Genomic DNA, 13,040 nt, shown 5'->3' with positions numbered 1-13,040 from the left:
ACTTTAAGCTCTCTTTAACCTATTTGTTATATCAATTACTTCAGCTTTTTTATTATCTTCAAGAGGTGGCTTGAATGCATTATCCTTTGAATACTCCAAATTGAAGAATTGTTTTTCTCCTTCGTGCGATAAATTAACACCTTTTTTTCTATAGAATCTATTTTCACCTGTTGTCTTTATTAACTTCTTACTTTTAACTGAGTAAACTCTTAAATGATTCGATATGTAATAATTATCACAGAAATTTTCATCTGGAAACTTACGCCATTCTTCATCTTCTTCCGATAAAAATTGCAATAATTTATTTTCATCAAGTTCTAAATCAATCTCATCTGTATTGTAAATTGTTTTATATTCTTTCATTTCTTATTCTCCTTTTTTAATACTCATCCCACTGCAAACCATAACTCTCTATCTTCTTTTGACATGCTTTCATATGCCTGTTCCAACATTGCTTCATGGTTAACATTGTTGCTTTGCTCCATCTCTTTGAACGCTACTTTATATTCATGAATCTCCTTCTCTAAGTCAAACCCACTTTTAAACTCTTCATTAAGCGAATTAATCAGATTAACAAAATCATTTCTATAGAGTTCTACAGCTCTCATTCCTATGTAGTTTATTTCAAAATCTGATGCTCTGAAGCCATCTTCCCCAAAATTTTCATCTTCTTCTTTAGCTTCTTCAACTTTTTCATTCATCTTTTTTACCACTTTATTTACTCTTTCAACTCTTTTGCATTCATCATATTTATCCATTTGATTCATGAAAAAGTCTGTTTCATCTTGATTTATGTAATCTTGATAAATCGTATGCTCATAGTAATCTTTAATATATTTTTCAATTTTATCTTCTGTCACTTTTGAAGTGATTTCTATATTTTTATAAATATTTTTGATATGTATTTTAATTTCATTTCCATCTGCATCTAGTGACTCAAATTCATTTCTTAAGAAATCGTTAAGGTCATTTTTATAATTTTCAACTCTATTATTTAGTTCTGTTTTACTCTTCCAGAATCGACTTTTATACACCGTATTTAAATTCAGCTCATGCGCTTCCAGTAACTCTTTTTGTTTTGCTTTATACTCTTTGAATGAATCTTTGTGTAACCCAACAATTTTAACTTTCTTACCTTTTTGAATGACTCCTTTATGTAGATATGCTACGGGTACTTCGTTAGTATTAATCAAATCATTCTTCTCGAATCTGTTGAGTGCACTCATGAAAGTGGATTTCTTACTATTAAAATCATCATAAAAATATGTTTTTGCATCACTCTCATATTTGAGAGACATAGAGTAATCTACTGTATTCTCCTCTGTAGCCAATCTAATTTTATCTTTTATATTCTTTTCAGCATCTTCATCAAAAGTTGAACTGTATACTTGATATTGCGATTGATTCACTACACCAAATATTTTCATCCATTTTGATATAGAGTTTTCATATGTAATATTATTTTTCATGTTCTTTTGAATCATCAACAGTAATAGTACATCTAGATGTTTAGTTGATTCAGACTTGTTACCTTTAAGCTTGTCTCTCGATTCTCTTTGAGCAACTTCTGCTCTAGCAGCTCCTAATTGATAATTATTATTTCTACCCTGTTTTACTATTTCAACTGATTCAAAATATTGATTAAGTGTTCTTAAAAGTGGCTCTTCTTTCTTCTTATTTTTAAATTTTCCATATTTATTGAAATGATTCTTCTGATTATCAGAGCCAAAAGTATCAACAATATTTCTTTTAGTTTGTATAGTGTTTTCATGCTCTTTAGCTAGTTCAATTAATTCTTTTTCTTTCATTTGATTATTCCCTTCCATTTTATTTTTCTAAAGGGCAACCCCTTTTTCTCTTATAGTAAAACCTGAGTGATAAAGACTTTACTATAGGACAATATAGGGTTGCCCTTTAATAATTTACTTTACTATTTACTATGCCGCCCTGAGCAGCGGAATGCTCTTGCTCGCTTCGCTCCCGTAATATTTTATTTTTTTATTTATTATAAATTTCCTATTGACTTAAAGATAATTCACTTGATATAATAAATATATAAAGTATAATAGGATTATTATAGATAAAATTATACATTAATAACAAATATATTATACCATACTCCTATCTTAAAGTCAACTACTTTTTTAATTATTTTTATATTTATTTGTGTAATATTACTCTCTTGCTATAACTAGCATCTTTAAGCTCAATTGTTTCTTCTGCTTCTATTTTCAAATCATCTTCCCGTTGCTGCTTACATTCATTCAAATACTCTTCCAGCATCTCATTCTGCTTCTCAATCTTAGCGTTAATCTCATTTAATTTTTCAATAATTTCTTTGTTCATTTGTATCATCCTTTTTAATATATTTATTATGTAATACTTCCTATAATCCTCTGTGTGTCCTCTGAGAGCCTATATCAGCTTCCTACATTCATTATGGTACTATTTATCATCTAATCCTTAAAGTCTCTTAGAATGGCTTTAAATGACTTCTGAGAGCGATATTATCACTTTCAGCTTACTTTCTTTATGATTACTCTAAGCTGCTTTTGTTTTGATTCAGTTCTTTTAATGTAATTAATGATTAATCTTAGAGACTTATCAGCATACTCTTCTTTGTGATTCATCCAGCGAGTGAGTCGATTGTAATTCAACCCAGCCTTCTTTGAGATTACTTTTAGACTCGGCTCATCATATAATAATAGATATTCCTTCAAAGCCGTTCTCACTTTGTTATTTCTTTCTTTGTTCATTATGTATCTCCTTTCTTATAATCAATTCTGACATGCCTGAGAGCCTGTGAGAGCGTTGTGAATGTTAAATTGGTACAATGTACTGTTTATTTATTATGCTTCTCTGAGGGTTATATAGAACACTCAGAATTGATTTATGTAATGTAAACTTTTGATTACCCAAAATTTCAAATAAAAAGACACCCAGCGTAAACTGGATGCCTAAAAATAAAATGGAGGGGATTAATTTGATTGTGATAGATTTACAATCAGTTTATTAAGCAAGTGTTATTCTTGCTCATAAATATAATAGGAGCGTATTCTCCTTTATTGAGATGTGCTATCTCAGAGATATAGTATACTTGTGTTCTTATTTTTGATTTGAAACAGAGCCTTACATATATTAATAGGTGGTTTTGAGGCTTAAAGTCTAGTGTTTTACTATAACTTTTTTATTTTTAATTTACTTCTCTCAGATTAATATAGCTCGCTATGCAAAGAAAAGTTCGATAAATTTCACAAACTTTTTTATGAGCTGCTGAAACTAGTCAGAAATATACCCTCTCATATTACAGTACGTAGGACGACTCGATTTTTTATAGTTTTTCCCTTAAAATAAATATTGTACTTTTACACTTCTAACTCTAATTTATATCTCTTTTTCCACCAGTATATCCAATGAAAAATAGTAGTTATGTCCAAATTATGAATGAAATCATATTGTCTATAAAAACCATACAAATATCTTCATTTTGAGTATGATTTTAAATTGACGGAATCAATAATATTGACTAATATTTCTATTAAATTTCACAAACTTTTTGATGATTATTTGACGATTTACTATTAATTAGCATATAATTAAATTAGAAGTTAATCACTTCACTTATTACACCTTACAGTTTTATTTTTTCTTCACTTTCTACTTAATTAATGACATGTGTTATAGACTCCTAAAATCACTATATCGCTAGTAGAAAGTGGAGTTTTTACTTTATTCCTAAATTACGTTATCATAAAAACTATGTAATTTTAGGTTTCATTTTCACCTGATTAGATTACAAACTGTGGAAGCTGGACTTAATTGTTCAGCTTTTTTTAATTTTAATAAAAAGAAAAACAGCTAAATTAATAGCTGCTTCTCATCTAAATTAAATATTAACTAGCAACTGATTTCTATAATCATTATACACTTCTTTCATATAGCTCTGTGAAACATAATAACCAAAATTTAAAATTAATGTACAGTTTCCATTGTCACTACCATCTCTAATCTCCCAGCTGACTAAATCAGAAGTATCCATTAAATCCTTCATAATTTCCAAAGCGATATATGAATCTTCTTTTACAGTTAGTACATTATCCTCCTGATTCGCAAATCTGTTTAATTCCTTGTAGTCTCTCTCACTTATCTCATTCAAGAACAACTTACCTGCTTTAAGCTGCTCAATAGTCTTAGCATCAACATCAGTCATTTCTGCTAATTCTTCGATTGAGTCTCCCATTTCTAAATTTTCATACTCTGTGTACTTTAGTAGTTCCAAAATTCCCTCATTGTTCTTAGTGCTTGTTGTTGTCATAATTAATCCATCCTTTTATTTTATATTTTTAATCTACTTGATACCATACTTATTTTAATATTTGTACCTCTATCCCCCTTTAAATCAATTCTAACCATCCTCAGACCTCCATAGAGAAGCGTATATTCAAAAGGATAAATAGTACTATGTTTATGCTAACACCCTCAGAATGAAGAGTATTTGAAGCCAAAATGGATTCTAGTGGATTAGATACTTTAGGCTAATAAATTATAAGTTAGTTAAATATATCTAATCTGAGCCAATACCAGCTTACGGTAAATCACCGAAAGCCTTACTTTTAGCTTGGTGCCATTCTGGCGGAAGCCTTATACATCAATACTTACAGCTTCCGTCTGCTGGACGGAATCCCTATACGACAATACTTACAGCCTATCGAATTCATCCGCAACACAAATATTAAGAGTCGAATGGTAGGCGTACCCGTATATATTACTCACTTTTGAATACTTCTCAGGATTCCAATTATTATTTTTAATCGCTTGAATCAAAGCATTTACACCTTTGAACATCAAATCTTCAATCTTTTCGTTGTCATATCTGTGAATATAGAACTTAGTTGCATTCTTCAAACTTTGATATATACGGCATACATCAGCGGAATTAAAGAATTTAATCATATGCTCTCCTAGTTTAGTCGGAATATGGGACGGAATTATGTCCTTATAATTTATATTCCACTCACGATTGATAGAAGACTGATTAGTAACTAAAGAATTAGATTTTAATGCTTTATGAAAGGCAGTTTCTTCTTTCTCTAATCGTGCTTCAAGTCGCTCTCCTGCTGTCTTCTCAGAGCCTTCACAAGGGTTCACATTCGAGGGTTCATTAGTAGTTTCAAAATACTCATTGATGATGAATATATTAGCTCCAAATCCTCCTGAAACCTTTCTAAATGTGTGTTGCTTTGTGATGATACCTAGTTCTACTAATACCTTCAGATTACGCTTAACAGTAGATTTAGACACATCTAATAAGCTCATGAGTGTAGATACTTTGAGGTATGATGCTCCCAAATATTTTACTGAATACTGAGATAGGATAGTGAGTAGCTTAAATTGAGTATCGTTTAACTGATTATGCTTAGTATGCAAGGATACATGATGATTCAATTCTTGCAGTGAGTTGAAGTTAACGTAGTCATTTAATTTAAGTGTTGTCATTGTAGTTTGCTCCTTTTTGCTCGACAACACTTGAAATTTTGGTGAATTAGTAGTAGAATAATAGCTGTCTAAGGGCTTGTGACTACTACTTGATTAATTTCGGGTGTGTGTGTTGCGAGCTTTTTTTATTTTGTTTTTATTTGTCGTATCGTCTTCTTCTAGCCTTCGTTGTGGCTGGTGCATTTGTTTTACCGTTTAAAATGGATAACGGTGAGTATTTACTCTGAGCTTCAACCAAAGTATTATCATGTATATTCAAATAAATTGTTGTCGTCTGAATATCCGAATGACCAAGCATTTTTTGAAGGCTTCTAATGTCTCCACCATTTTTTAAAAATTCCACTGAGGAACTATGCCTAAGTCGATGTGGCGTTATATTCTCATCTAATCCAGCTCGCTCAGATACTAAATAGAATTGTTTCCTCATTCCGCCCGGTGTCATCGGTGTGCCACTATTTGTATAAAATACATAATCTTTATCGAATACTTCACTTTCTTTAATTAAAACTTGCAGCATTCTTATTACTTTTTTACTAACAGGGACGACTCTAAAATTTGAGTTTTTAGTTTTGTTGAATGTGATTAGATTGGCTTGAAAATCAATATCTCCTACTTTCAAACTACATAATTCCCCCACTCTGCAATAAGATTCTAAGAATGTGTATATCGCTGTTTTCATTCTTAAATCTGCATAGTATTGAATATCTAACTCTTTCATAAAGTCTTTTAAATCCTCAGATGATACCTGCCGAGGTTTCTTTTTATCCTCTTTGATTTTCTTCACCTTTAAGAAGACATTTTTATAGTCTTTCTCATCTAAATACTCAAGCTCATAAAGGATATTAATCGCTGCTGCAATTGTTGTGATGTAATTATTAACTGAACTACTTTTTAATCCAATTTTGTGAAAGTCTTTTCTTACATCAACGCCTTCATATTGCTTCTTTTCATAGCGTAAATAATTAGTAAAATCGTAAGCATCTGCTACAGTTAAAATATTCAATTCAACATCCCCAAAAAAATTAAGTAGCTCTTCGGTCGCAACTCTATATCTTCTAGATGTACTTTCAGCTAATAAAGTAGAAACATGTTGATAACTAATTCTGTATAAATCGCTTAAAGTGATTACACTAGTGTCTTTCTTCTTGCTCATTCTAGGTCTATTTTTCTTCTTAAAGGTCATAAAAAAATCCACTCCTTCATTTCTAATTAAATGAAAAAGTGGATAAATACAGAACACGACTTAAATAAGGTAATGTTCGCAAAATATTTGATTTTCCTCTGAAATTTAAAGATTGCTCATACATAATTATTACAGTGTAGTCATCTACAAACCCTTTAGTATCAACGATTTTTTATGAATTTTCTTTAATTCTCGCTAACGCATTTCTAAATGCATTTAAAGTGTCCTGAATATCTGCTTCAGTATGTTTCGTAGATAAGAACATGCCTTCAAATTGGGAAGGCGGCAGATAAACGCCTTCTTTCAGCAGCTCCTGATACAGTGCTTTAAACAATGCCAGATCACTGGTGTTTGCACTTTCAAAATCGACAACATCCTGATCAGTCAGGAAGAAACCAATCATGGAACCGGCACGATTAATTGTAATCGGATAGCCGTAATCTTTGAATATCTCAGTCAGTCCGTCTTCCAGCATATCGCCAAGCTTTTTGAAATACTGATAACTTTCTTCTGTCAGCTGTTTCAGCGTGTGAAGGCCTGCTGTCATCGCAAGCGGATTGCCGGATAAAGTACCAGCCTGATAAATATCGCCAGCGGGCGCAATATGCTCCATAATTTCTTTCTTACCGCCGTATGCACCGACAGGAAGACCGCCGCCGATTACTTTTCCGAGACATGTGATATCCGGTGTAACATTAAAATGTCCCTGTGCACAATTGTAGCCGACTCTGAATCCTGTCATTACTTCATCAAAAATCAGCAGCGTGCCGTTTTCTTCAGTCATTTCACGGACTGATTCCAGGTAGCCCTCTTCAGGCGGAACTACCCCCATGTTTCCTGCTACAGGTTCTAAAATCACAGCAGCAATGTCATCACCAAAATGATTAAATGCTTCTGTTAGACTGTCAATATCATTATACGGTACAGTGATGGTGTTTTTCGCTGTGCCTTCAGGAACCCCCGGAGAATCCGGCAGTCCGAGTGTTGCGACACCGGAGCCTGCTTTAATTAATAAAGAATCACTGTGACCGTGGTAACATCCTTCGAACTTCAAAATCTTATTTCTGCCTGTGTACCCTCTCGCAAGACGAAGGGCTGCAAGTGTCGCTTCCGTTCCTGAAGATACCATGCGGACCATTTCCACAGACGGCACTCTGTCTATAACCAGTTCAGCCATCTCGTTTTCAAGCTGTGTCGGTGCACCGAAACTTGTCCCTCTGACAGTCGCCTGTGTGACTTCACGAACCACTTTTTCATCACTGTGGCCGAGAATTAACGGACCAAAACTCAGGCAGTAATCAATGTATGAGTTTCCATCCACATCATAAAGACGTGCCCCTTCAGCATGGTCGATAAACAGCGGGTGTTCCCCGACTGATTTAAATGCACGTGCCGGAGAATTCACACCGCCCGGCATTAATTTAACAGCTTCACTGTATAGTTCTTTTGATTTTTCAAACATATTACTTCATCCCTTCATCAAGCATTCTGCATAAATCTTTTGCGAAATAAGTAATGATAATATCAGCACCGGCACGCTTCATGGAAATCATCTGTTCCATAATAACAGATTCTTCAAGAAGCCCCTGATCCACTGCGTTTCTTGTCATGGAATATTCTCCGCTGACGTTATATGCAATAATCGGTACATCCGACTGGTTTCTGACATCACGAATAATATCCAGGTATGAGAGAGCAGGTTTTACAATCATCATATCCGCACCCTCTTCAAGATCACTCTTAAGTTCCCGGTGCGCTTCAAGACGATTGGCCGGATCCATCTGATAAGTGCGTCTGTCACCGAATGACGGTGCAGATTCAGCAGCATCTCTGAAGGGACCGTAAAATTTTGAAGCATATTTAATACCATAGCTCATGATTGGAATATGGCTGAACCCATTGTCATCGAGCCCTTTTCTGATCTCAGTCACAAAACCGTCCATCATGTTACTCGGTGCAATGATATCTGCACCGGCACGTGCCTGTGATACTGCTGTATCTACAAGAAGCGGCAGTGTTGAGTCATTGTCAACATCTTTGGTATCCGGGTCAATTAGACCGCAGTGCCCGTGATCTGTGTACTCACAAAGACATGTATCAAGAAGTACCAGAATCTCCGGAAAAAGTTTTTTGGACAGCTTACATGCTTCCTGAACAATTCCATGGTCATGGTATGCACCGGAACCACATGCATCCTTCTCTTTCGGTATTCCGAAAAACATGACGGATTTAATGCCGCATGCAGCTACTTCCTCAAGTTCTTCGTGCAGACGGTCAAGGGATATTTGATAGACCCCTTTCATGGATTCAATTTCTTTTTTTGTATTTTCTGTTTCAGTGACAAATATCGGATAGATTAAATCATCTTTTGTTAATTTCGTCTCACGTACTAAATCTCTCATGTACGCTGTTCTTCTTAATTTACGATGACGGTCAAAACTCATCAAAAGCACCTCTGTATTTTTCTTCTATTAGATTTATCATATGGGTTAATGTTTCTTTTTCAGGCAGCACGGACTTTATCCCGCAGCTGTCGAGTGCAGCCGCGGTTACGGGTCCGACAGCTGTAATCAATTTACTGTTTAACATGTCTGCCGGAAAATACTGATGAAGTATATGCGCAGCAGAAGGAGATGACACCGTAACAGCATCAATTTCATGAAACAGCACCTTTAAACGATTAATACTTTCTTCATCCGGCACCGGCTCATATAAATCGATTTTCTGCACGGATATACCATGGGATTCCAAAGATTCCTTTAAAAAGGGCCGCGCATTTTTACTGGCCGGATACAATACTTCTAAATTTCCGCCGGTATCAAACGTTTCGATAAAACCTTCCTGAGTATATGATTCAGGTTCGAAATCAATTTCGAGTCCGTAACTTCTAATGCGTTCAGACGTTTTTTCACCGATGCTCGCAATATAATCCACATTGATTTTATCACGGTGTTTCATCAATATATCTACTGCATTCTTACTTGTCAGTACAAGCCAGTCATATTTTTTTTTCAATATATCTTCATTAAAAGTTAAAGGCTGTATTTTAATTAACGGCAGATGCAGAAGCTCAAGCATATTACTTTCAGCGTTTAACGTACTCTGCGTAACTGCGACACGTGGTTTATTTGGCATTAATTTCATCGATGATTGATTTGGCACCGATTTTCTCCATCTCATCCGCCACAAGATTTCCAAGCGTTACCGGATCCTGATGGGATTTTTTAACCAGATATTTTTCACTGCCGTCCTCAGGCATGATTAATCCTGTTAAATATAATTCGCCGTCTTCAAATGACGCATATCCACCAATCGGCACCTGACAGCTGCCGTCCATACGTTTCAAAAATGTCCGTTCCGCAGTCGTACATACAGAATCCTCATCTGAATGGACTTTTTTCAGCATATCGAGAAGTTCACGGTCTTCTTTACGGACTTCAATGCCGAGTGCACCTTGAGCAATTGCCGGAATAAATTCTTCCGGTTCGAAATATTCGGTCACACGCTCATCACTCCAGCCCATACGTTTCAAACCGGCTGCTGCAAGAATAATAGCATCATATTCACCGGATTCCATCTTTTTAATCCGTGTATCAATATTTCCCCGCACCCAGTTGACTGTAATATCATCACGGACAGCCGTCAACTGTGCTGCACGACGGAGACTACTTGTTCCGACCACACTTCCTGCGGGCAGGTCTTTAAATAACACCTTATTATTTGATAAAAATGCATCTCTCACATCTTCACGGACCGGTACACAACCGATTGTAAACTGTTCAGGAAGGACACTCGGTACATCTTTAAGACTGTGAATCGCCATATCAATTTCTTTATTCTCAAGGGCTGCTTCAATCTCTTTCACAAACAAACCCTTTCCGCCGACTTTGGACAGCTGTACATCAACAATTCTGTCACCTTTAGTTACAATTTCCTTGATTTCAAATTCAACATCCGGGAAATGTTTTTGTAACGATTTGATAAACTGCTTGGATTGTGTCATTGCAAGACCGCTGCGCCTTGAACCTACGATAAATTTTCTCATTCAATACTTCTCCTTTAATCATTCCAAAAATGAAAGCTTGATAATTGTGTAACAAAGAAATAATTCAGCATGCAGATGATGAATACGATAATATTCAATTTCGCAAACTCATGTGCATTGCCGGTCATTTTTAAACGCCCCAATATTGCCGCATAAAACAGCAGAACAAGGATGGTACACAGTACCTTAATATCATAAAAAATGCTCATTCCGTTTATTCTGACACCCCACTGCATACCGAGCATTGTACTGACCAGTAAAAATGCAGCACCGAAAAAGGCTGTTCTGACCATTACTTTTTGCGCAGTTTCAATGCTGAACAGTGAAAAGAACAGACGATTGAAGCGTTTCTTTTTTAAATTCCCATACTGGATAATATAAATCACAGCATGCAGTGCCGATACAAAAAACAGTACATAGGCAATTAATGCAAGACTGATATGTACCAGCAGCAGCTCACTCATTATACTCGACACCTGCACCACCCGGTCAAAACTGACAGGGGCAAAGGTGAATATTGAAAGTAATATAAAACTGCTGAATAAATACACAAAAAATGTCATCTCAGAATCGGTTAATCTATAATGCACAATGCCAATGATAACCAGTATCATGGACAGTGCAAACATCCCTTCATAGGTCGTCATCACCGGAATACGTCCAATGTTCCAAGCGATAAAAATAAAACTTGATACATGTAACACGCCGGCCGCCGCCGTCATATAAAAGGAAACCTTTCTGGCCACACGATTTCTAAACACTAAATCATATGCAGCAACAGAAAGGCTGACTAAATATATTAACAATATCAATTCATGGATGCGGAACATAATATCCATATGTTTCCCACCTGTCTTTAGTCGAGTGCCAATTGCTCTTTTCTCGCAAGTCTTTTTGCCTGCTGATTCTCTTTTTCGACATCTTCAATTTCAGACACTAAATCTTCTATACCGAAAAGTGATTCTATATCGCTGAGTTTCTTCTCTCTTTTACGATCTCCGGCAATTTCTTTTGTATAAATAATTGGATCTTTCAGCATTTGATTGATGATACTCTTCATGTGCTTGGATACCACTGTTTTTTCTCTTTCGCTCATATCCGGCATTTTACGTTCGACACTTTTAAACGTTTCCTCATGAATCGATAATGCTTTCTGTCTTAATGCCTGTATGACAGGGACTACCCCAAGCATATTAATCCATTCGTCAAAGTCACGAATTGAATCTTCAATCATTAACTCAATTTTTTCCGCCTCATGCTGACGTGTTGATAAGTTCGCATCAACAAGTCCCTGCAGATCATCCACATTATACATATAAATGTTATTAAGCCCGCTCACTTCAGGTTCAATATCGCGCGGCAGCGCAATATCCATCATAATCAGCGGAGATGATTTACGGTGCTTCAGTACTTTACGCATCAAATCTTCCGTAATTACAAAATTCTGTGCGGCAGTACTTGAAATCACAATATCGCTTAAAGCAAGCTCTGTTTCAAGCATATCCATCGGCTTTGCGGTGCCGTGGAATCTTTCTGCCAAAGCTTCCGCTTTTTCGAGCGACCGGTTAATCACCGTCACCTCATGCATGCCGTTAGATGTTAAGTTTAACAGCGACTGTTCCGCCATTTCACCTGCACCGACAACAAGCACTCTGCTCTCTTTAACATTATTAAAGATTTTTTTCGCTAATTCCACTGCAGCATAAGAGATGGAAATCGCATTCTTCGAAATGTCTGTTTCATTATGACCGCGTTTCGCCACAGTAATGGCTTCTTTAAATAAACGGTTGAATACAGCACCTGTTGTATGCTCTTCCTGCGCCATAAAAAAGGCATCTCTAATCTGACCCAGTATCTGTGTCTCACCAAGAACCATTGAATCGAGACCGGCAGTTACTTTGAACAGATGCTCTATTGCTTCACTGCCCTCTTTAACATCCGCCAGGTTTTTAATAGTCTCTAATTCAACCTGAAACCAGTCGGCTAAAAATTTTTGGGAATAATATCTGCCGGTATGCGCCTGGTCACTCACAATATATACTTCTGTACGGTTACACGTTGATAACAGTACTGCTTCTAACACACTCTTTTGTTCCCTTAACTCATGCAGCGCATGAACGACTTCTTCGTCTTTGAACGCAACAGTCTCGCGCTCTTCGACACTCGCCTTTCTATAGTTCAGGCTAAGTGCAATAATGTGCATCGAAAATGCCCCCCGATAACTTAATTCAAATACTTTAATCTATATTCAATAGTTCCATTCTACCAAAGATAAAGGCTTCTATCTATAGTACAGTGCCTTATTAATAATAGTTT

General features: G+C 35.7%; 13 protein-coding genes. All 13 read right to left on the bottom strand.

Annotation, left to right across the window (positions count from 1 at the left end):
* Positions 1 to 3: 3 nt before the first annotated feature.
* A complete protein-coding gene (locus ACFSX4_RS01970; RefSeq protein WP_377771020.1) occupies positions 4 to 363 on the bottom strand; it encodes a hypothetical protein in 360 nt (119 codons plus the stop codon).
* A 23-nt stretch (positions 364 to 386) separates the two neighbouring features.
* Positions 387 to 1,808, bottom strand: a complete 1,422-nt coding sequence (locus ACFSX4_RS01965; protein ID WP_377771018.1) for a hypothetical protein — start codon at positions 1,806 to 1,808, stop codon at positions 387 to 389.
* Between the two features lie 352 nt (positions 1,809 to 2,160).
* Positions 2,161 to 2,346: a hypothetical protein gene (locus ACFSX4_RS01960; protein ID WP_377771016.1), complete on the bottom strand. Its 186-nt coding sequence runs from the start codon at positions 2,344 to 2,346 to the stop codon at positions 2,161 to 2,163.
* A gap of 170 nt (positions 2,347 to 2,516) precedes the next feature.
* Entirely contained in the window at positions 2,517 to 2,756 is a 240-nt protein-coding gene (locus tag ACFSX4_RS01955) for a hypothetical protein (RefSeq protein WP_377771014.1), read from the bottom strand.
* A gap of 1,130 nt (positions 2,757 to 3,886) precedes the next feature.
* Entirely contained in the window at positions 3,887 to 4,315 is a 429-nt protein-coding gene (locus ACFSX4_RS01950) for a hypothetical protein (protein WP_377771012.1), read from the bottom strand.
* Between the two features lie 383 nt (positions 4,316 to 4,698).
* Entirely contained in the window at positions 4,699 to 5,496 is a 798-nt protein-coding gene (locus ACFSX4_RS01945) for a helix-turn-helix domain-containing protein (protein ID WP_377771010.1), read from the bottom strand.
* Between the two features lie 136 nt (positions 5,497 to 5,632).
* A complete protein-coding gene (locus ACFSX4_RS01940) occupies positions 5,633 to 6,679 on the bottom strand; it encodes a tyrosine-type recombinase/integrase (RefSeq protein ID WP_377771008.1) in 1,047 nt (348 codons plus the stop codon).
* Positions 6,680 to 6,851: 172 nt separating this feature from the next.
* Positions 6,852 to 8,141: a glutamate-1-semialdehyde 2,1-aminomutase gene (gene hemL / locus ACFSX4_RS01935; RefSeq protein ID WP_377771006.1), complete on the bottom strand. Its 1,290-nt coding sequence runs from the start codon at positions 8,139 to 8,141 to the stop codon at positions 6,852 to 6,854.
* 1 nt (position 8,142) lies between these two features.
* Positions 8,143 to 9,123, bottom strand: coding sequence for a porphobilinogen synthase (gene hemB, locus ACFSX4_RS01930; RefSeq protein ID WP_377771004.1), 981 nt, complete (start codon positions 9,121 to 9,123; stop codon positions 8,143 to 8,145).
* Positions 9,113 to 9,841 (bottom strand): uroporphyrinogen-III synthase, encoded by a 729-nt coding sequence (locus ACFSX4_RS01925; protein WP_377771002.1) that lies wholly within the window; start codon positions 9,839 to 9,841, stop codon positions 9,113 to 9,115. Before ACFSX4_RS01925 ends, hemB begins: the two co-directional genes overlap by 11 nt.
* Positions 9,804 to 10,724, bottom strand: coding sequence for a hydroxymethylbilane synthase (hemC, locus tag ACFSX4_RS01920; RefSeq protein WP_377771000.1), 921 nt, complete (start codon positions 10,722 to 10,724; stop codon positions 9,804 to 9,806). The genes ACFSX4_RS01925 and hemC overlap by 38 nt, the downstream gene beginning before the upstream one ends.
* A 14-nt stretch (positions 10,725 to 10,738) precedes the next feature.
* A complete protein-coding gene (ccsA, locus tag ACFSX4_RS01915; protein WP_377770998.1) occupies positions 10,739 to 11,563 on the bottom strand; it encodes a cytochrome c biogenesis protein CcsA in 825 nt (274 codons plus the stop codon).
* A gap of 17 nt (positions 11,564 to 11,580) precedes the next feature.
* Positions 11,581 to 12,927, bottom strand: coding sequence for a glutamyl-tRNA reductase (gene hemA, locus ACFSX4_RS01910; protein ID WP_377770996.1), 1,347 nt, complete (start codon positions 12,925 to 12,927; stop codon positions 11,581 to 11,583).
* Between the last annotated feature and the right edge of the window lie 113 nt (positions 12,928 to 13,040).

Source organism: Corticicoccus populi, assembly GCF_042686195.1.
GTDB lineage: Bacteria > Bacillota > Bacilli > Staphylococcales > Salinicoccaceae > Corticicoccus > Corticicoccus populi.
This window is presented reverse-complemented; position numbering and strand designations above follow the sequence as displayed.